Origin of the sequence: Bradyrhizobium sp. LA2.1 (assembly GCF_040547725.1) — a bacterium.
GTDB lineage: Bacteria > Pseudomonadota > Alphaproteobacteria > Rhizobiales > Xanthobacteraceae > Bradyrhizobium > Bradyrhizobium barranii.
The window spans coordinates 69799-90387 of sequence record NZ_JBEPQI010000021.1 but is presented as its reverse complement, the minus strand read 5'-3'; the positions used below and the strand labels follow the sequence as shown (position 1 = coordinate 90387).

Here is a 20589-nt window from a genome sequence, read left to right as displayed (position 1 = left end):
CGAAGGACCACACTCCGGCGAAATGGATCGATTGCGCGGGAATGCTCGCCGGACGGTCGGAACGATTGCCGCGCCCCTCAATAGCGGAATTCGTTGTCGGGCGGGACCATGAATTTAGGGCGTGGTGAACGTGGCGCGCGAGCTGTCTCCCCTCACCCTGAGGAGCCTGCGCAGCAGGCGTCTCGAAGGGCGAGGCCCGGATCTCGAACTGGGCCTGCATGGTTCGAGACGCGCGCCAGGGCGCGCTCCTCACCATGAGGAGTGAGAGTGCGCTTTAGTGCGCCGCTGACGCCGAGCGCTTGGTCGCGACCGGCTTCGGCGCGGGCTTTGCGTTTGCCTGCGGCGCGCTGTCCCAGCCGCCGTTCGGGGCGGGAACATTGACCGCGTCGTCGGGCTGCGGCTCGGCGCTGAACGTCTGGATCGCGAGCTTGGCGGCGGCGAGCGACTGCGGATCGAGCCGCTTGGCGACGTCGTCGCGCTTGCCGGACGCATCCGCGTCACCCTGGGCGGCTGCGAGAGTGAACCATTTGTAGGATTCGGCGAGGTTCTGCTCCACGCCGATGCCGCGGGCATAGAGGATGCCGAGGTTGAACTGGCTGTCGGCGACGCCGCGATCGGCGGCCTTGCGGAACCACTGCGCCGCGCTCTTGTAATTGGCGCCGCGTCCGCCGCCGTCGGCGTCGAGCACGGCGAGATTGTGCATCGCCTTGGCGTTGCCGCGCTCGGCGGCCTGCGTGTAGTAGCGGCGGGCGATGTCGGCGTCCTTCTTCACCCCGAGGCCCTTCTCGTAGAGCGTGCCGAGGCGGAAGGTCGCGGGCACCACGCCGGCCTGCGCTGCACGGTCATACCATTTGGCGGCTTCATCGTAATTCGCAGCGACGCCCTTGCCCTCGGCAAAGCGCACGCCGATCTCGTAGGCCGCGGTCGCATCGCCCTTCATCGCGGCGGTGCGCAGCACCGGACCGCCGATGCCGTCAGGGAGCTTCTCGCTCGGCGGCACCTGGATCATGCCGAGCCTCGCGCGGCTCGCGCCCGACAGCGCGCCGGTGACGTCGTTGCTCGCCGCAGGCGGTGGTGGCGTCGCGGGGACCGGCGGGATTTCGACCGAAGCCGAGCTGCCCGACCCTGCCATGGGAGCCGGCGCGGGATTATTCAGCGACTGCTTCCCGATCGGCGTCGGCGAGGTCATCGACGGCGTGACCTGCTCGGGCGTGGCGGGCCTGGTCTCGACCGGCGGCGGAGGAGCCTGCGGCGCGGGCGCGCTCGACGAATTCTCCATCGCCTGCGGTGACGGCGGCGGGCTGCCGCCATCGAGCAGGTTCATCGCCATCTTGAAGGTGCCGAGCACGATCACGACCACGCTGGCGCCGACTAGCAGCGAGCGGATCTTCGAGGTGATGGTCGAGCCGCCTTCCTGGCCCGTGTCCTTGGCGCGGCCTGCGATGGCCGCCTTGGCAGCTGCCTTTGCACTTGCCTTGGCACCGCGGGCCGGTTTTTCCGGCTGCGCGGCGGCGGCCTGCGCGGCGCGGCGTGCGGCCGCGATAAAGCTCGACGACGACACCGGCTCTTTCGGCGCGGCGGGGATTTCGCTGATCGCGCTTTCGGACGCGGCAATGCGCTCCGAGGGCGTGGCGACGCGGCCGCCCGGCCGTGTGCCCGGCTCGAGCGGATGGTCCGGCGGCAATTCCGGTGCGAGCGCGGCGCGCGCGGGCGCCGTGTGCGGCTCGAGGATCTCGCTGATCGCACGCGGCGGAACGGGCGGTGCCGTTGGCACCGGCGGCGGCGCGGCCAGTGCGGCGGCATGGAATTCGCGCGGCGCGGCGACGAAGGCGCCCTGTGGCGGCTGTTGCGCGGCGGCCGGGTTCTGCAGCTCCGGCTTCGGATCGTATTTCGGCTGCTGCTGCAGCTGCTGCCACGGCTCGCGCGCGACAGGCGGGGGCTCCATGGGCGCGGCCATCGGCATCGACATGGACGTCGATCTGGGCATCGGCTGCGGTGCGGGTGCCGGCGGCGCCGTGCGCACCGCGCGCAGATCACCCTCGATCATCGAGAGGCGATCGACGACATGGCCGAGCGCGCTGTGCACGGCCTCGAGCGAATCCTGGGTGCTGCGGTTGGTCTCGGCCTGGCTGAAGCGGATGTCGGAGAGCTCGCGCTTGACCAGATCGACCATGCCGGAATCGGCAGACGGCGCCGAATTGCGGCTCTCGGCGAGGGCGGAATAGGTCGCCTGCTGCCGCTCCAGATGCCGCAGGATGTCGTGCAGCCCGTCCTCGACGCGGCTCAGATTGCCGTTGCGCGGATCGGAGGCGGCTTCGATCCGCTCCAGCAGATACGAGACCCGCTGTTCGAGATGCGCAAACGTCGACGCGGAATCGTTGCCGACCTGCATGCGGTCGAAACGGTCCGACAGCGCGCGGATCGCGGCTTCGAGATGCTCGCTGCTCTCGGTGGGCTGCGGCCGCTCGCGCGTTTCCAGCGCGGCGGTGAGCGCCGCGATGCGCTGCTCCAGCACCGCAAAGCTGTCGCTGGGGCCGGACGAGCGGGTGACCTGGTCGACCTTGGACGACAGCAGCTGCACGTCTTCGGAAAGACGCGCCAGCGCTTCGTTGGAGGCGACGTTGGAGACGATGCTGCGCAGCGCCGAGATCGCGCCTTCGAGCTGGCGCACCGTAGACGGGTCGTCATTGGCGCGCAGGATCAGATCGAGCTTGGCGCCGAGGTTGCGGATCGCCTCGTCATAGCCGGTGAGCTGCTCGGCCGGCGTCAGCGTGCGCAGCACCTGCTTGATCTCGGACAGCGCGTGCTCGATGCCCGACAGGACCTGGCCATCCGTCCCGGACGAGCGGGTCTCGTCGATACGACGGTGCAGCGAGCGGATCTCGTTCTCGATCGATTCGATCGCGCGGCGCGGCATCGCCTCGGTGATGGCGTGGCGGATCTCGGCAAGCTCGCTGCGGAAAGCGTTGATCGCCTGCTCGGTGTTGTCAGGGCGCTGGAGCGACTCGATCTGGCTCGTGATCTTGAGCAAATGGCGCTCGAGCGACGAGAAATCCGGCCCCGGCTGCGGGGGCGGCGGTGCATAGGCAGGCGCGGGTGGCGCCATCGGGGGCGCGAAAGGAGCTGCCGTCGGTGCAATCGAGGGCGCTGCGCGTGGCGGTATCTGCCGCGGCGTAAAGCCGTCGAGCTCGCTCTGCCGGGCCGTGATCTCGGCGACGGCAACGTCGAACGACGCGGGGCTCAAGGGAGGTGAATTGCGATAGACCTGTGCGGCCGCGCGCTCGACCATATCGGCCTGGCGCTGGCGCGTCTCGACGGGTGCCGGAGCCGGTGCCGGCCGCTGAGACTGCTGCGGCTTTGAGATTTGCGACAGCCGCGCATCGAGCCGCGAGATCGCGTCGTTGAGCTGGCGCGCGACGCCCTGCTCGCGCGAGACGTCTGGTCGCGACGCGTCCTGTCGTGAAGCATCTTGGCGCGGCGCGGGCTTTGAAATCCGTTCGATCTGCTGGGTGATCGCGTCGAGCCGCTGGTGGATATCGGCGACGTCGCGGCTCTCCTGGCTCGGCATCTGTTGCAGGCGCTGATCCTGGCGCTGATCCTGGCGCTGCTCTTGACGCTGGTCTTGACGTTGGTCTTGGCGTTGATCGTAAGGTCCGCGAAAATTCGGCGGGGCCGTCTCGCCGAGCGTGGAGTTCAGCCAATCGTTGAGTGACATGCCGGCACGACGCGCAGCAGCTTCGGCCCGCTCCCTGACGGATGGATCGATGCCGTCAACACTCCACGATACGCGCGAATTCATGACTCTGTCCGGTTCCGACTCCGGCGCCCCACCCGGCGCCTCCAGCCTCCCCACGCGTGCCGGTTGTGAAGACAATCGGATTTGGCGCGGGTCGTCTGCCTCGAAAACCGACTTTTTCCTGTTACGGTAAATAACGGGTTAAGGAACGCGTTGCCGGTGTCTTAAAGTTGGGCGCCGGGAACCCGATTGCCGCCGCTGGCCCCGCCCCAAAGCTGCGTCCCGACAAAGATTTCGCCACGCGCCCGATCCGCACGTCTCAATGGATAGAGAGCGGCCCGATCCACGGGCGGGTTCTTGCCTGACTGGATTGTTGGCTGACATGAAAAGGTTGTTCGTGGCCGCGATGGCGGCCGGACTGGCATCGCATGCTGTTGCCACCGATGCCCCGGCGGCAACGCCTGCGGTGAAGGCACCGGCGCCCGCGGGATACAATTGGACCAGCTGCTATGTCGGCATCCAGGGCGGCGGCAACTGGGGCAAGAGCGAGCATGTCCGGCGCGCCGGCGACGACTCCGGGCCAACGATCACAGGGACTTTCAATCTCAGCGGTGCTGCCGTCGCGGGCGGCGTCTTCGGCTGCGATTTCCAGATCGAAAAGACCGTGCTCGGCTTCGAGAACGACGCGTCATGGACCAACCAGCACGGCAAGGTGCAGGATCTGCCGCCCTTCAACGTCGGGGTGACGAGCGGCACGCGGGAAAAATGGATCGATATGTTCCGCGGCCGTGTCGGTTACGCGCTCGATCAGTTTCTGATCTATGGCACGGCCGGTATCGCCTTCGCCGGTACCGAGGTCACCGTGTCCAACCAGGTGGTGCAGGTCACCAGCTCCCATACCCGCACCGGCCTGGCGGCCGGGCTCGGTGGTGAATGGGCGGCCTATGTCGATACCTGGGGCGCCGTGACCCTCAAGCTCGAATATGTGCACGTCGATTTTGGCAGCAAACGATATGTCGATCCGCCGATCAGCGGCGCCGTCACGCGCGACGTCCGGCTGACGGACGACATCGTCCGCGCCGGCGTCAATGTCCGGTTCAACTGGGATAAGCCGGTCGTCACGAAGTACTAGGGCTGCGCAGGCTCAGCCCTTCCCCTCGCGCTTGCCGTCCTCCAGCGGCACGACCGTGCCCTTGCCGCTCATCGCCGATAGCGCCTGGAGCGCCTCTTCGCAGAAATCGGCCACCATCTGCTCGTGGCGGGCACCGAGCTGAAGCAGCAGCAGATTGCCGAGGTCGAGCACGCCCGACGCCGAGCCCTCCGGAAATCGCTTCTTGAGGATCCGCTCGTAATTCTCGTGCCGGTCGCGGTGGTGCTCCAGCCGGGCCATCAGATCGGTGCGCATGGGCTCGATGTCGATGCTGTCGAGCGCGTGCAGCCGCACCAGCAGGTCGTCCTTGATCGAGGGCGGTGTGCTCGGCCGCGCGGCCCAGTGCCGCAGCGCTGTTCGGCCCTCGGGAGTCAGCGTATAAATCAGTTTGTTGGGCTTGCCCGATTGCACGACCTCGCGGCCCTGGATGTAGCCGCGGTCGCGCAGCTTCGAGAGCTCGCGGTAGATTTGCTGGTGGTCGGCTTTCCAGAAGAAGCCGATCGAGGAATCGAATGTCTTGGCGAGCTCGTAGCCCGTCATCGGACGTTCCGTCAGGCATGCGAGGATTGCGTCGCCGAGCGCCATGGCACCAGCTCCCTTTCGAGGTCCCGACCAATTGACTTGACTTTATGCGCATCGGTGCATATGCGTCAATGTGCATATGAAGTGGGCTCCAGACCCGCTGTACCAGCCCTTCGCTCTACTGTGCATGGGGTTGTTTTCGAGTTTTTTGCCAAGGCCTTTATCTAGGGAGCACCCTGACAATGACCGGCCTCGACTCCTGGTACGCCTTTATGAAGTCCCACGACCGCGCCGCGCTCTGGGACCTGCTGCATCCTGACGCCGTGTTCGAAAGCCCCGTGGTGCATTCGCCGCAGCGCGGCCGCGACATCACCTTCAAATATCTCGCCAGTGCCGAGAAGGTGCTCGGCGGTCCCGGCTTCACCTATGTCGGCGAGTGGAAAAGCGCCAACGGCGCCGTGCTCGAATTCAAGAATGTCATCGACGGCATCGAGATCAACGGTGTCGACATCATCACCTTCGATGCCGAGGGACGCATCACCAATTTCAAGGTGATGGTGCGTCCGCTCAAGGCGATCAACATGCTGCACCGCCTGATGGCGGAGCAGTTGGCCGCCGCTCAATCATAAGCCAACATCATCACTTCAGACCGCCTGCCGGGAGACCATCATGCCGATCTATAAAGCCCCCGTCGAAGACGTGAACTTCCTGCTCAACGACGTCTTCCAGATCGATCGCTACGACAATCTGGCCGGCTTCTCCGATGCGTCGAGCGACGTGCGCGAAGCCATTCTTGGCGAAGCCGCGAAGCTTGCAGAAGAAGTGCTGCAGCCGCTCAACCGCGTCGGCGACCTCGAAGGCTGCAAGCGCGCCGATGACGGCAGCGTCACCACGCCGAAGGGTTTTAAGGACGCTTTCAAGCAAGTGGCAGAGGGCGGCTGGCTTGGCCTGTCGGCGCCGACCGAGTTCGGCGGCCAGGGCCTGCCGGTGACGCTGAGCCAGGCGGTCAACGAATTCCAGATCTCCGCCAACATGGCGTTCTCGATGTATGGCGGCCTCACCATGGGCGCGACCGCGGCGCTGATCGTGCACGGCTCGCCCGAGCAGAAGCAGACCTACGTGCCGAAGATGGTGGCGGGTGAGTGGACCGGCACCATGAACCTGACCGAGCCGCATTGCGGCACCGATCTCGGCATGCTCCGCACCAAGGCGATCCGCCAGGCCGACGGCAGCTTCAAGATCACGGGCACGAAGATCTTCATCTCGGCCGGTGAGCACGACCTCGCCCCCAACATCATCCACCTCGTGCTCGCCCGCATCGAGGGCGCACCGGCCGGCATCAAGGGCGTGTCGCTGTTCGTGGTGCCGAAATTCCTGGTCAATGCCGATGGTTCGGTCGGCGCACGCAACGGCGTCGTGTGCGGTTCGATCGAGCACAAGATGGGCATTCACGGCAATTCCACCTGCGTGATGAACTACGACAGCGCCACCGGCTGGCTGATCGGCGAAGAGAACAAGGGCATGCAGGGCATGTTCGTGATGATGAACGAGGCCCGCCTCGGCGTCGCCGTTCAGGGTCTCGCGCAGTCCGAGGTCGCCTATCAGAACGCGGTCGCCTATGCCCGCGAGCGCATCCAGGGCCGCTCGCTGACCGGCGTCAAGGCGCCGGACAAGCAGGCCGACCCGATCATCGTGCATCCCGACGTGCGCCGCACGCTGCTCTCGATCCGTGCCTTCAACGAGGCCGCGCGTGCCTTCGTGATGTGGACCGCGCTGAAGAGCGACGTGGCCCATCGCTCGGAGGATCCCAAGGACCGTCAGGCCGCCGACGACCACATGGGCCTGATGACGCCCGTGCTGAAGGGCTTCCTCACCGAGTACGGCTTTGCCAACGCGGTGCAGGCGCAGCAGATGTATGGCGGCCACGGCTACATCGCCGAGCAGGGCATGGAGCAGTTCGTGCGCGATGCCCGCATCGCCATGATCTACGAAGGCGCCAACGGCATCCAGGCACTCGACCTCGTCGGCCGCAAGCTGCCGCGCGACGGCGGCCGCGCCATCATGGCCTTCTTCGGCGAGGTCATGGCCTTCGCCAAGGAGAACGGCGGCGACGAGGCGCTCAAGCCGTTCATCACCCCGCTCTCGGCCTCGCTCGGCCATCTCCAGCAGGCCACGACTTGGCTGATGCAGAACGCCATGGCGAAGCCGGACAATGCGGGCGCTGCCGCAACCGATTACCTGCATCTCTTCGGCTTCGTCGCGCTCGGCTACATGTGGGTGAAGATGGCCAAGGTGACGCAGGCGAAGATTGCCGCGAGCGGAGCGACGCCCTATCTCTCGACCAAGCTCGTCACCGGCCGCTTCTTCATGGAGCGCATGCTGCCGGAGACCGCCGCCAATCTCGCCCGCATCCAGGCCGGCTGCGCCACCATCATGGAACTGCCGGCGGAAGCTTTCTGAGGCTTCCCGCTTCGCCAATGATCCGACCGCGCCGCGGTCGTAACCGATAACTGCAATCAGGAGGCTCCCATGGCAGATGCCTATATTTACGACCACGTCCGAACCCCGCGCGGCCGCGGCAAGGCGGACGGCGCGCTGCACGAGGTGACCGCGCTCGCGCTCGCCACCGTGCCGCTGAAGGCGCTGAAGGACCGCAACAATTTGCCGGAAGATTCCGTCGACGACGTCGTGCTCGGCGTGGTCGATCCCGTCGGCGAAGCCGGCAGCGACATCGCGCGCTTCGCCGCGCTCAAGGCCGGCCTCGGCGAAGCCGTGCCCGGCGTGCAGATCAGCCGCTTCTGCGCTTCCGGCCTCGACGCCGTGAATTTTGCCGCAGCCCAGGTGATGAGCGGCCAGCATGAGCTGGTGATCGGCGGCGGCGCCGAATCCATGAGCCGCGTCGGCATTGGCGCCTCCGGTGGCGCCTGGCCGATGGACCCGTCGATGGCGGTGCCGGCCTACTTCATGCCGCAGGGCGTCTCGGCCGATCTGATCGCCACGAAATACGGCTTCTCGCGCGACGACGTCGACGCCTATGCCGTGCAGAGCCAGCAGCGCGCCGCCAAGGCCTGGGACGAGGGCCGCTTCAACAGGTCCGTCGTGCCGGTGAAGGACATCAACGGCCTCACCATCCTCGCCAAGGACGAGCACATGCGTCCCTCGACGACGATGCAGTCGCTGGCGCAGCTGCAGCCGTCGTTCACGATGATGGCGCAGATGGGTGGCTTCGACGGCGTCGCCGTGCAGTCGCACCCCGAAATCGAGCGCGTCAATTACGTGCACCATGCCGGCAATTCGTCGGGCATCGTCGACGGTGCCGGCGCCGTGCTGCTCGGCAGCAAGGAAGCGGCCAGCAAATACGGCCTGAAGCCGCGCGCAAAGATCCGTGCGTTTGCCAATGTCGGCTCGGAGCCGGCGATGATGCTGACCGGTCCGGTCGACGTCACTGAAAAGCTGTTCGCACGTTCCGGCATGAAGAAGTCGGATATCGATTTGTTCGAGCTCAACGAGGCCTTCGCCTCCGTCGTGCTGCGCTACATCCAGGCCTTCGACATCGACAACGCCAAGATCAACGTCAATGGCGGCGCGATCGCGCTCGGCCATCCGCTTGGCGCGACCGGCGCGATGATCCTCGGCACCGTGCTCGACGAGCTCGAACGCACCAACAAGGCGACCGCGCTGGTGACGCTGTGCATCGGCGGCGGCATGGGCACCGCGACCATCATCGAGCGGGTCTAACGAGCTGCCGTCGGGTGGGCGTGCCCACCATTGCTGTCTCCGCGAAGGATGGTGGGCACGGCGCAAGAGCGCCTTTGCCCACCCTACGAGATCTTAAGTCAACCGCCGCGCCTGAGATTGGCTGCGGCACCGAGGAGCAACCAACATGGCTTACAAGAATTTCAAGGTTGAGACCGATTCTGACGGCATCGCGCTCGTCACCTGGGACATCCCGGGCCGTTCGATGAACGTGCTCGACGAGACCTCGACCAGCGAGCTCGATGCGATCGTCAAGGAAACCACGGCCGACGCCGCCGTGAAGGGCGTCGTCATCACCTCCGCCAAGGAGGCGTTCTGCGCCGGCGCCGACCTGTCGATGCTCGAGGGCATGAACCAGGCCTACGCCAAGGTCTTGAAGGAGCAGGACGAGACCGCCGCAAACCAGATGCTGTTCGACCAGAGCCGGCGCTTCTCGCAGGTGCTGCGTTCGATCGAGACCTCCGGCAAGCCGTGGGCGGCCGCGATCAACGGCCTCGCGCTCGGCGGCGGTTTCGAGATCACGCTGTGCTGCCACTATCGCGTCGCGGCGGAAAATCCCAAGACGCGCCTCGGCCTGCCCGAGGTCAAGGTCGGCCTGTTCCCCGGCGCCGGCGGCACGCAGCGCGTGCCGCGCCTGGTGCCGCCGCAGGACGCGATGACCATTTTGCTCAAGGGCGATCCGGTCACGGTCGAGAAGGCCAAGGCGCTTAATCTGATTCACGCCATCGTTCCGGCCGCCGACCTCATCAAGGCAGCGAAGGACTGGATCAAGGGCGGCGGCAAGGCCGTTGCGCCCTGGGACGAGAAGGGCTTCAAGCTGCCCGGCGGTCCGGTGTTCTCTAAGGCCGGCATGATGATGTTCCCGGCCGGCAACGCGATCTATCGCCGCGAGACCTACGACAATTATCCGGCCGCGCGCGCGATCATGAGCTGCGTCTATGAAGGCCTGCAGCTGCCGATCGACGCGGCGCTGCGCGTGGAGTCGCGCTACTTCACCTCGGTTCTGCGCTCGAAGGAAGCGGCCGCGATGATCCGCAGCCTGTTCCTGTCGATGCAGGAGCTGAACAAGGGCGCGCGCCGCCCGAAGGACGTAGCCCCGACCAAGGTGAAGAAGATCGCGGTGATCGGCGCCGGCTTCATGGGTGCGAGCGTCGGCTACGTCTCGGCCCGTGCCGGCCTCGACGTCGTCCTGATCGACCGCGACCAGGAGAGTGCCGACAAGGGCAAGGCGCATGCTCAGAAGGTGATCGAGGAGCAGATCAAGAAGGGCCGCGCCAAGCCCGGTGACGCCGACGCGCTGCTCGCGCGCATTACGCCGACTGCTGATTATGCTGCACTCAAGGACGTCGACCTCGTCATCGAGGCCGTGTTCGAGGATCGCAAGGTCAAGGCTGATACCTTCGCGAAGGCGCAGGAGCATATGAAGCCGGACGTGATCTTCGCATCGAACACCTCGACGCTGCCGATCACCTCGCTGGCCGAGGGCTTCAAGGACCAGGGCAAGTTCGTCGGCATCCACTTCTTCTCGCCGGTCGAGAAGATGATGCTGGTCGAGATCATCAAGGGCAAGAACACCGGCGATCTCGCTCTGGCGACCGCGCTCGACTACGTCCGGCAGATCGGCAAGACGCCGATCGTCGTCAACGACAGCCGCGGCTTCTTCGCCAATCGCTGCGTTGGCCGCTATGTCGCCGAAGGCAACGAGATGTTCCTCGAAGGCGTGCCGCCGGCGATGATCGAGAACTGCGCCAAGATGGCCGGCATGCCGGTCGGTCCGCTCTCGCTCTCGGACGAAGTCGCACTCGACCTCGGGCTCAAGATCATGAAGGCGACGGAAGCCGATCTCGGCCCCAACGCCATCAACCCCGATCAGAAGAAGTTGATGGTGGAGATGGTCGAGAAGCAGGGCCGTCTCGGCCGCAAGAACAGCAAGGGCTTCTACGACTACCCCGAGAAGGGCAAGGGTCAGAAGAGCCTGTGGCCGGGCCTCTCGGCGCTGCAGCCGAAGCAGCTCGACCCTGACACGCTCGACATCGAGGAGCTGAAGCAGCGTTTCCTGGTGGTGCAGGCGGTGGAAGCCGCGCGCACGGTCGAGGACCACGTCATCACCGACCCGCGCGAGGCGGATGTCGGCTCGATCCTCGGCTTCGGCTTCGCGCCGTTCACCGGCGGCACGCTGTCCTACATCGACTTCATGGGAACGAAGAAATTCGTCGAGCTCTGCCACAAGCTGGAGGCGAAGTACGGCTCGCGCTTCACCCCGCCGAAGCTTCTCGAGGAGATGGCCGCGAAGGGAGAAACCTTCTACGGCCGCTTCGCGCCGAAGAAGGCCGCGGCCTGATCACCCAAGATCATTTGAGAAAGAAGGCCGGATCGTCGATCCGGCCTTTTTGTTTGGGGAGACGTCATCACGGTTGCGTCAGATTTGTTCCCGGCTTGTGGAACCAGTCACAGAATTCGCGTAGGACCCGTGTCAGAGTCCCCCGCTGCCGCGGTGTCGCGCAATTGTCATAGGCGTGTCGAAGCGGCGCCGTTCTTTTGCTCGGCCCTGGCACTAGTCTTGCTCCGGGTCAGGGTTCCGAATCCGGTTGGGACATTTGCCGAGCCATCGGCAGGTTGAAGACAAAATAAGAAAGTATCCTTGATGAACTCTTTGGTGCTGCGGAAGACCGCGCTCGGTCGCGATCTCACCGCGAAATATGCTGTTGGACCCGCCACTCGCCGCCTCTCGCCGCAACAGAAGCCGGCGCGCCTGCGCCGCAAGGGGCCGATGCTTTGGGCCGCTTTGGCGTTACTTGTGCTGGCGGCGGATTTTATGCTGGCTTCCCTCGCCTGGCTCGCCGTCGACTTCGTCATGGGCTGAGACCGCCCGCGCGTGCAGCAGGTAGGCCGCCGCGAAGTAGGCGAGTTGGCAGGCGGCAAGACAGATGGCGATGACGGTCACACCCGCCATCATGCCGAATCCGTAAGCGCGAAGAATGATTGCCGAGAAAACTGCGATCGCCGGCGCAATCAATATCAGCGCCCAGATCCTGAAAGCATAACCTGTCGCTATTCCCACCAATGCACTTGCGACGATCAGGACCAAGGCAATCGTCAAGTTCAACTCCGATGAAATAATCCTCTAACAATTCCGCCAAGCTCGCGCGCTTTACGGGTACTGACAAGACAGCACTACTTACATTCGGCGAACAGTAGTTCATAAGTCTAATGATAGGTACGATGATCCGGCGAGATGGGTTCGTGCCACCCCGCTCGGGGCAGAATAAAAACGGGCCGGATCGACAATCCGGCCGTTCTTATTTGCGGTCTCCGAGCGGCGAGAACGCCCGGCCCGAGACCGCATCGTCGGCAAGACTCGCTCTCCAGCTGCCTTCATCGCCGCGGCCAATGCGAACCTCGAAGCGCCAGCCATTCTGGTTGGTGAGGGCGATGTCCGTTCCGCCCTTCTTCCTGGCGTAGCTGCACGGATATTCGGTCGGCCGATCGGGAAAGACGATCTTTCCTTCCTTGCTCTCGAACACGGCCGAGGTGACCTGCGGATGGATCATGAGGATGCAATTGCGCTGCGGCAGGTCCGGCGTCGACAAGCCAAGCATCGCGAGCGGCGCGCCCGCGGCGGTCATAAGGACGATCATGTTCATGGCGGCGGCTGTCTCGTGGAGGTGCTCCGCGATTTCGACGTGGCCGCCGATCGAATGGTTCACAAAGAAAAAGGCCGGATCGTCGATCCGGCCTTTCGATTGTTGCATCTTGCGATGCGCTTACTTCGCCTGCGCAAGGCCTTCCTTCTTCAGCGCCTCCTGGACCTGCGGCCGCGCTGCGACGCGAGCCTTGTAGGCGGTCAGGTTCGGCATGGCCGAGAGGTCGAACTTCATCCGGTCGCCCCAGGTTAGCATCGTGAAGAGATAGCCGTCGGCCACCGTGAACTGCTTGCCCATGAGGTAGTCGCGGCCGGCGAGCTGGCTGTCGATGTATGTCAGCTTGCCCATGACGCGGTCCTTGAAGAAGGCCTTGGCCTCGTCGTTCAGCGCCGGCGCGAATAGCGGTCCGAAGCTCTTGTGCACCTCCGAGGTGAGGAAGTTCAGCCATTCGAGCAGCTTGTAGCGCTCGGAGCTGCCGTGAGCTGGCGCCAGCGCCTTGGCCGAAGCCTGGTCGGCGATCATCTGGACAATGACCGGGCCTTCGGTCACGATCTCGCCGCTGTCGAGGCCCAGCGCAGGGACCTGGCCCTTCGGGTTCAGCTTCAGATAATCCTCACCATTTTCGAGCTTCTTGGCCCGGATATCGACCTTGACCAGCTCATAGGGCAGGCCGGCTTCCAGGAGCGCGATGTGGGGGGACAGGGAGCAGGCGCCGGGCGAGTAATAGAGTTTCATGGAATTTCTTTCTCTTGACGCTTGGTTGGGGCGAACGAACGCCTACATGCATTTGCATCCAATAGTCAAGATTGATGCAGGTGCATTGAGTGAGGTAAGAGACGGGACGACGAGCTTGAGTGGGACCATGAAACGCAAACCATCGACCGAGGCAACTTCGGCCTGGATCCGCCTGATGCGGGTGCAGAGCCGCGTGCTCGATTGCGTCGAGCAGGACTTGAAGAAGGCGGGGTTCCCGCCGCTGGCCTGGTACGACGCGCTGCTCGAATTGTCGCGAGCGCCCTCGGGTGAGCTGCGGCCGGTGGAACTCGAGCGGCAAATGCTGATCCCGCAATACTCCACTTCGCGCCTGATCGATCGCCTGGTCGACGAGGGGCTCGCCTCCCGGCGCGAATGCAAGATCGACAAGCGCGGCCAGTTCGTGGAGATCACGGAAGCCGGCCGCGAGTTGCAGAAGCGGATGTGGGGCGCCTATTCGGCCGCGATCGAAAAGTATGTCGGCTCGAAACTGTCCGATGCGGATGCCGTGAAGCTCAGCGGTCTGCTCGACCGTCTCGGCTGCTCGTGCGGCGAGATGAAACTGCCGCCCATCCACGTCAACGAAACCACGCCGTCGCGATGATCGTGCGGCACACCAGCTCGTCCGTGCACCCCCTGGGTTCGCGGACCACCCCGTCACCCGCGCGCCTTCGATCGAAGCGCCCTTTTTGATTAGAGTTTGATATGGCGCGAGACCAGATCGATATGACGCCGCTGCAGTCGCGCGACGAGCTCGTCGCGTGGTTCGAGGCCGGCTGCAAGGACCCGTCCGAATTCCGCATGGGCACCGAGCACGAGAAGACGCCGTTCACGCTCGAAGGCCACCGTCCGGTGCCTTACGAGGGTGCGCGGGGCATCGGCGCGCTGCTCGAAGGCATGAAGCTCCTGCTCGGCTGGGAGCCGATCATGGAGAAGGGCAACATCATCGGCCTCTACGACGTCACCGGCGGCGGCGCCATCTCGCTCGAGCCCGGCGGACAGTTCGAGCTCTCCGGCGCGCCGGTCGAGAACGTGCACCAGACCCAGAGCGAGCTGATGGCGCATCTGGCGCAGGTGCGCGAGATCGCGACCCCGCTCGGCATCGGCTTCCTCGGGCTCGGCATGACGCCGTCCTGGTCGCGCGCCGACATCCCGGTGATGCCCAAGGGCCGCTACAAGATCATGACCAATTACATGCCGAAGGTCGGCCAATACGGCCTCGACATGATGTACCGGACCTGCACGGTGCAGACCAATCTCGACTTCTCCTCCGAAGCCGACATGGTCAAGAAGCTGCGCGTCTCGCTCGCGCTGCAGCCGGTCGCGACCGCGCTGTTTGCCAATTCGCCGTTCACCGAGGGCAAGCCGAACGGCTTCCTGTCGTTCCGCTCCGAGATCTGGCGCGACACCGACAATGCGCGTTCGGGCATGATGCCGTGGGCATTCGAGGACGGCATGGGTTTCGAGCGCTATGTCGACTACGCGCTCGACGTGCCCATGTATTTCGTCAAGCGCGACGAGGATTACATCGACGTCTCGGGCTCCTCGTTCCGCGCCTTCTTCGACGGCCGCAACAACAATCTGCCCGGTGAACGTCCGACGCTGTCGGACTGGGCCAATCATCTTTCGACGATCTTCCCGGAGGTGCGCCTCAAGCGCTATCTCGAGATGCGCGGCTCCGATGGTGGCCCGTGGGGCCGCCTGCCGGCGCTGTCGGCTTTCTGGGCCGGGCTGCTCTACGACGATGTGTCGCTCGATGCCGCCTGGGACCTCGTGAAGCACTGGACCGCGCATGAGCGCCAGGCCCTGCGCGACGACGTGCCGCGGTTCGGCTTCAAGGCGCGGATCAAGGACCGCTATCTGTTCGAGATCGCCAAGGAATGCCTCGTTCTGGCCCATGCCGGCCTGCGCCGCCGCGGCCAGATCGACCAGCTCGGCCGCGACGAAACCCGGCATCTGGAGCCGCTCGATCGCATCATCGATTCCGGCCGGACCCCGGCCGAGGAGATGCTGGAGAAGTTCAACGGCGCCTGGAACGGCTCCGTGGAACCGGCCTACGCGGAATACGCGTTCTAGGCCAGAGGCCGACGACCAGGACCTGAGCCGTTCATCGCCCATACAGGTTTGCGGCGATCAAATGACCGGCTGAAAAAACCTGAGCGCCGTCAATAACTCGAAAGCTGTTCCGATGGGGAAGGGCCGCCTGCGCGGGGCCGTCATGGCAAACGTCGTGGCCTGCGCCACGTTGCTTGCGCTCGTGTTTGCGAGCGCGCCTGCGCGCGCCCAGACGGCGTTCGACCGGCCCGGCGGCGACTATTTCAGCTCGCCGGTGACGTCAGGTGACCCCGAGGATTGCGCGCTGCAGTGTGAGCGTGATCGCCGCTGCCGCTCCTGGAGCTTCAACTATCCCGACGTCGAAGGCGGCTCGGCAGTGTGCTGGCTCAAGAACACGGTGCCGCCGCGTGTCCCGGGCAGCTGCTGCATCTCCGGTGTGCGTGGCGCCGGCGTGATCGAGCCGCGGATCGAAGGCGTTGAAACGTCGATCGACCGCCCCGGCGGCGACTTGCGCAATTTCGAGATCAAGGACGGCGAAGGCGAAGAGGCCTGCAAGGCCGCCTGCATCGCGGACAACAAGTGCCGCGCCTTCACCTATTCCCGTCCCGGCTACACCGGGCGTGAAGCGCGCTGCTTCCTGAAAAAGGAAATCAAGCCGCCGCGCCGCAAGGCGGGCTTCACGTCGGGCGTGGTCAGATAGCGCGCAGCGAATCCAGCGACCCGCTCCTCAATTCGCCGCCGACACCAGCCTGTCCCCGCACGCATTCGCGTAGAACTTGCCGCCGCATTGGCGCTTGATGGCGGCGCAGCGCACCGCGGGAGACGCATTTTCCGGAACGCTGAAGCCGCAGCTCAGGCCTTCGGCACTGCGGCCCGTCTTGCCGGCGGCAAAGGCGGCACTGGAGGCTGTGATGCAGACGACGAGGAAGGCCGCGGCGGCGATTTCGATCAGCAGTCTCATGGACGTTTCCTCCACACTGATGGCTGAATCTGCCCTCAATCTAGCACCGAATCCGCATCTCTCCGTACGCTTCCGGGTTCCCAAATCGGCCCGTTCCTTGCATAAATTTACGCCAGCGCAGTGCACGGCCGCGCCAGCGATGGTTCCGGTGCAGGGGCAAGACGCGTAGAGTTAGTGGTGTTCTCGCGACCAGGAAGTGACGGCCTTGCAAGATCAATCGTTCCAGCCAAGTTTGCCGGCCTCCGGCCAGCCCATCGACGAGCTCGCGCTGGCTGACGTCAAGGGCGCGATCCTGGCGAAGCTGCGCCTTGCCATCGGCAAGGATGCGGGCATGGCCACCAAGCACGACTGGTACCAGGCCGCAGCGCTCGCGCTGCGCGACCGCATCGTGCATCGCTGGCTCACGGCCGAGAAGCACAGCTACGATGCGGGACGCAAGCGCGTCTATTATCTCTCGCTCGAATTCCTGATCGGCCGTCTCTTCACCGACGCGCTGAACAACATGGGGCTGCTCAAGATCTTCGAGGTCGCGCTCGGCGATCTCGGCGTGTCGCTGCCTGAGCTCCGCAAATGCGAGCCGGATGCCGCGCTCGGCAATGGCGGCCTGGGGCGGCTCGCCGCCTGCTTCATGGAGAGCATGGCCACGCTCTCGATCCCCGCGATCGGCTACGGCATCCGCTACGATTACGGCCTGTTCCGCCAGATCATCAATCAGGGCTGGCAGCAGGAATATCCGGACGAATGGCTGAGCTTCGGCAATCCCTGGGAATTGCAGCGGCCCGAGGTGATCTATCACGTCCATTTCGGCGGTGGCGTCGAGCATGTCGACGACAAGGGCCGCGACCGCGCGATCTGGCATCCGGCCGAGACCGTGCAGGCGATCGCCTATGACACGCCGATCGTCGGCTGGCGCGGCCAGCACGTCAACGCGCTCCGCCTGTGGTCGGCACGCTCGCCCGATCCGTTGAAGCTCGACGCCTTCAACAAGGGCGACTATGTCAGCGCCAGCGCCGAGCAGTCGCGCGCGGAAGCCATCTGCAAATTCCTCTATCCGAACGACGAGAGCCCGGCGGGACGCGAGCTGCGGCTGCGCCAGGAGTATTTCTTCGTCTCCGCCTCGCTGCAGGACCTGGTCAATCGCCACCTGACCTCCGACGGCCAGCTTCGCAGCCTCGCGATGAAGGTCGCGGTCCAGCTCAACGACACGCATCCGAGCCTCGCCGTCACCGAGCTGATGCGCATCCTGGTCGACCTGCACAATTTCCGCTGGGACGAGGCCTGGAAGATCACGGTCGCGACGCTGTCCTACACCAACCACACGCTGTTGCCCGAGGCGCTGGAGACCTGGCCGGTCGAACTGTTCGAGCAGCTGTTGCCGCGCCATCTCGAGATCATCTACCGCATCAACGTGCAGCATCTCGCGCTGGCCGAAGCGCGCGCGCCGGGCGACATCGACTTCCGTGCCTCGGTTTCGCTGATCGACGAGAGGAGCGGACGCCGCGTGCGCATGGGCCAGCTCGCCTTCGTCGGCTCGCACCGCATCAACGGCGTCTCGGCGATGCATTCGGACCTGATGCGCGAGACCGTGTTCCACGATCTCAACCATCTCTATCCCGGCCGCATCACCAACAAGACCAACGGCATCACCTTCCGCCGCTGGCTGATGCTGGCGAATCCGAAGCTGACCGACCTGCTGCGCGAGACCTGCGGCGAAGCCGTGCTCGACGATCCGACCCAGCTCAGCCTGATCGAAGCCCGCGCCAGCGACGTCGAATTCCAGAAGAAGTTCCGCAGCGTCAAGCTTCACAACAAAACCGCGCTGGCGCGCCTGATCGGCGAGCGGCTCGGCATCAAGGTCGATCCGACCTCGCTGTTCGACGTGCAGATCAAGCGCATTCACGAATACAAGCGCCAGCTCCTCAACATCATCGAGACGGTGGCGCTGTACCAGGCGATGAAGGACGATCCCAACGGCAACTGGGTGCCGCGGGTGAAAATCTTCGCCGGCAAGGCGGCGGCGAGCTACCGCTACGCAAAATTGATCATCAAGCTGGTCAACGACGTCGCGGACGTCGTCAACAACGATCCCGCGATCGGCGGCAAGCTCAAGGTCGTCTTCCTGCCCGACTACAATGTCAGCCTTGCGGAGGTGATCATTCCCGCGGCCGATTTGTCCGAGCAGATCTCGACCGCCGGCATGGAGGCCTCCGGCACCGGCAACATGAAGCTGTCGCTGAACGGCGCCCTCACCATCGGCACGCTCGACGGCGCCAACATCGAGATCCGCGACCATGTCGGCGCGGAGAACATCGCGATCTTCGGCATGGAGGCCGGCGACGTGATGATCCGCCGCAAGCAGGGGCTGGATGCCTCCGACGTGATCCGCAATTCGCCAAAGCTCCAGCGCGCCATCAATGCGATCGGCACCGGCGAGTTCTCGCCCGGTGATCCCGGCCGCTTCGAATCCATCGCGCACGCGCTGCGCTATCTCGACCACTACATGGTCAGCGCCGATTTCGATTCGTATTACGAGGCGCAACGCAGTGTCGACGCACGCTGGCAGGTGGCGCCGGCCTGGACGCGCGCCTCCATCCTCAATGTCGCGCGCATGGCCTGGTTCTCCTCGGACCGCACCATACGCGAATATGCCGAGGAGATCTGGAACGTGCCGGTCAATCCGACCACGCCGCTGCTGCCAGATCTGCGCGACGTCGCAGGCTGATTTTCCGCAACGTGAAATCGGCGTTACCTGCGAGGTTATTGATTTGGCAGGATAGGCATCATATTACGGCTTGAGCTTTTTCTGGCCGGAGTCGATCGTGCCTGTCGGCGAGTATACGAGCCCGGATGGGCAGCTTCGATTGCTGGTCATATGTCCGGACGGGGACTGGACGCTGGGGTTCGACGGATTCTCCTGGCACACGCACGGCAGCATCCTTGCCAGTCTTTCAGGCAAGGACGAGGAAGCTGCCATCGGCGACTTCGTCGCCGATCTGATCAGCGGCAAGAGTATCATTGCGCTGAAGCGCATAGGAGGCTCCGTCGCGGATGCCTGGGTCACAGATGATCCGGCAGACGATGTTTTGAGTTCGCAGCAATATGGGCCTGGTGATGAGACGATGGAGTTTCGTCGTTGGGACGGAAGCTCAGTAGAGGTCTAATCCCATGCACGCCAAGCTCCCGCACCCGTTCGACGACGCCACCCGCATCACCGCCGGTGACAGCAGCTGGCAGGGACACACCAGCGACGACTACTGGGCCTTTGTCGGCCCTTTCGGCGGCGCCACGGCCGCGACGATCCTGCGTGCGCTGATCGACCATCCGCAGCGCGCCGGCGATCCGCTGGCGCTGACCGTCAATTATTGCGCGCCGATCGCCAAGGGGCCGTTCGATCTGGACGTGCGGCTGGTGAAGGCCAATCGCTCCAGCCAGCATTGGAGCGTCGAACTGTCGCAGGGCGGCGGCGAGGTCGCAACGCTCGCCACCGCCGTGTTCGCCGAGCGCCGGCCGTCCTGGGAGCACAGGGTGGCGCAATATCCGGACGCCACGGCGTTCGAGGCAACGCTGCCATTCCCGAAGATCTCGGCGTCCTGGGCCAACCAGTATGAATTCCGCTTCGTCGAGGGCGAGATGCGGATCGGCCCGCCGCAGGCCGAGCTCGCTGGCACCTATTCCAAGCTCTGGATCGGCGATCGCACGCCGCGCAAACTCGACATGCTGTCGCTGATGTCGATGTCGGACGCCTTCTTCGGCCGCATCTTCCACGCCAGGCGCGAGCTGGTGCCGTTCGGCACGGTGTCGCTGACGACATATTTTCACACCGACAGCGAAGAGCTCGCCGCCGAGGACATCACACGCGTGCTCGCGACGGCCGATTCGAAGATCATGCACAAGAACTATGCCGATCAGAACGCCGAGCTGTGGTCGCCGAACGGCAGGCTGCTCGCGACCACGACGCAGATCGCGTATTTTAAGGCGTGACTACTTCCGCAAGCTCGTCATTGCGAGGAGC

Annotated in this window: 17 protein-coding genes; 11 read left to right on the top strand and 6 right to left on the bottom strand. The window is 64.8% G+C overall.

The genetic code is table 11. The features are described 5' to 3' along the window. Positions 1-274 precede the first annotated feature (274 nt). Positions 275-3799 carry a tetratricopeptide repeat protein gene (locus ABIB95_RS32940; protein ID WP_354245647.1) on the bottom strand — a complete coding sequence of 1175 codons (3525 nt, stop codon included), beginning with the start codon at positions 3797-3799 and terminating at the stop codon, positions 275-277. A gap of 319 nt (positions 3800-4118) precedes the next feature. Here ABIB95_RS32940 and ABIB95_RS32935 point away from each other — a divergent pair, with 319 nt between their 5' ends. After that, the gene (locus tag ABIB95_RS32935) at positions 4119-4868 is read left to right on the top strand and encodes an outer membrane protein (protein ID WP_354245644.1); all 750 of its coding nucleotides are present in this window, start codon (positions 4119-4121) and stop codon (positions 4866-4868) included. Positions 4869-4880: 12 nt separating this feature from the next. Here ABIB95_RS32935 and ABIB95_RS32930 read toward each other — a convergent pair whose 3' ends face one another. After that, positions 4881-5471, bottom strand: a complete 591-nt coding sequence (locus ABIB95_RS32930) for a PadR family transcriptional regulator (protein WP_028159994.1) — start codon at positions 5469-5471, stop codon at positions 4881-4883. Between the two features lie 179 nt (positions 5472-5650). On the opposite strand from ABIB95_RS32930, the gene ABIB95_RS32925 reads away from it, so the two are divergent. The 4 genes from ABIB95_RS32925 to ABIB95_RS32910 all read left to right on the top strand — a co-directional run bounded on the left by ABIB95_RS32925 (position 5651) and on the right by ABIB95_RS32910 (position 11505). Next, positions 5651-6037 carry a nuclear transport factor 2 family protein gene (locus tag ABIB95_RS32925; protein ID WP_063980754.1) on the top strand — a complete coding sequence of 129 codons (387 nt, stop codon included), beginning with the start codon at positions 5651-5653 and terminating at the stop codon, positions 6035-6037. Between the two features lie 40 nt (positions 6038-6077). Continuing rightward, a complete protein-coding gene (locus tag ABIB95_RS32920; protein WP_354245641.1) occupies positions 6078-7868 on the top strand; it encodes an acyl-CoA dehydrogenase C-terminal domain-containing protein in 1791 nt (596 codons plus the stop codon). Between the two features lie 69 nt (positions 7869-7937). Continuing rightward, positions 7938-9146: an acetyl-CoA C-acetyltransferase gene (locus ABIB95_RS32915; protein WP_208089105.1), complete on the top strand. Its 1209-nt coding sequence runs from the start codon at positions 7938-7940 to the stop codon at positions 9144-9146. Between the two features lie 145 nt (positions 9147-9291). Then, positions 9292-11505: an FAD-dependent oxidoreductase gene (locus tag ABIB95_RS32910; RefSeq protein ID WP_354113375.1), complete on the top strand. Its 2214-nt coding sequence runs from the start codon at positions 9292-9294 to the stop codon at positions 11503-11505. 450 nt (positions 11506-11955) lie between these two features. On the opposite strand, the gene ABIB95_RS32905 is transcribed toward ABIB95_RS32910, so the two are convergent. From ABIB95_RS32905 to gstA, 3 genes are all read right to left on the bottom strand, one after another. Next, the gene (locus ABIB95_RS32905) at positions 11956-12264 is read right to left on the bottom strand and encodes a hypothetical protein (protein ID WP_354245637.1); all 309 of its coding nucleotides are present in this window, start codon (positions 12262-12264) and stop codon (positions 11956-11958) included. A 199-nt stretch (positions 12265-12463) separates the two neighbouring features. Continuing rightward, entirely contained in the window at positions 12464-12916 is a 453-nt protein-coding gene (locus ABIB95_RS32900) for a hypothetical protein (RefSeq protein WP_354245634.1), read from the bottom strand. 12 nt (positions 12917-12928) lie between these two features. Next, positions 12929-13543, bottom strand: coding sequence for a glutathione transferase GstA (gene gstA, locus ABIB95_RS32895; RefSeq protein ID WP_028151648.1), 615 nt, complete (start codon positions 13541-13543; stop codon positions 12929-12931). A gap of 127 nt (positions 13544-13670) precedes the next feature. Here gstA and ABIB95_RS32890 point away from each other — a divergent pair, with 127 nt between their 5' ends. From ABIB95_RS32890 to ABIB95_RS32880, 3 genes are all read left to right on the top strand, one after another. Next, on the top strand, positions 13671-14165 hold the full coding sequence (locus ABIB95_RS32890; protein ID WP_038960026.1) for a MarR family winged helix-turn-helix transcriptional regulator: 495 nt from the start codon (positions 13671-13673) through the stop codon (positions 14163-14165). A 101-nt stretch (positions 14166-14266) separates the two neighbouring features. After that, complete coding sequence (locus tag ABIB95_RS32885) at positions 14267-15637, top strand: glutamate--cysteine ligase (protein WP_028159989.1); 1371 nt, start codon at positions 14267-14269, stop codon at positions 15635-15637. 112 nt (positions 15638-15749) lie between these two features. Further along, complete coding sequence (locus ABIB95_RS32880) at positions 15750-16316, top strand: PAN domain-containing protein (RefSeq protein ID WP_354245630.1); 567 nt, start codon at positions 15750-15752, stop codon at positions 16314-16316. 27 nt (positions 16317-16343) lie between these two features. On the opposite strand, the gene ABIB95_RS32875 is transcribed toward ABIB95_RS32880, so the two are convergent. Beyond that, positions 16344-16577 carry a hypothetical protein gene (locus ABIB95_RS32875; protein ID WP_354245627.1) on the bottom strand — a complete coding sequence of 78 codons (234 nt, stop codon included), beginning with the start codon at positions 16575-16577 and terminating at the stop codon, positions 16344-16346. 205 nt (positions 16578-16782) lie between these two features. Between ABIB95_RS32875 and ABIB95_RS32870 the strand changes: the two genes are divergently transcribed. The 3 genes from ABIB95_RS32870 to ABIB95_RS32860 all read left to right on the top strand — a co-directional run bounded on the left by ABIB95_RS32870 (position 16783) and on the right by ABIB95_RS32860 (position 20558). Beyond that, the gene (locus ABIB95_RS32870) at positions 16783-19299 is read left to right on the top strand and encodes a glycogen/starch/alpha-glucan phosphorylase (protein WP_354245625.1); all 2517 of its coding nucleotides are present in this window, start codon (positions 16783-16785) and stop codon (positions 19297-19299) included. Between the two features lie 97 nt (positions 19300-19396). Further along, positions 19397-19738 (top strand): hypothetical protein, encoded by a 342-nt coding sequence (locus tag ABIB95_RS32865; protein WP_063986045.1) that lies wholly within the window; start codon positions 19397-19399, stop codon positions 19736-19738. Between the two features lie 4 nt (positions 19739-19742). Further along, a complete protein-coding gene (locus ABIB95_RS32860) occupies positions 19743-20558 on the top strand; it encodes an acyl-CoA thioesterase (protein ID WP_354245622.1) in 816 nt (271 codons plus the stop codon). Positions 20559-20589: the final 31 nt, after the last annotated feature.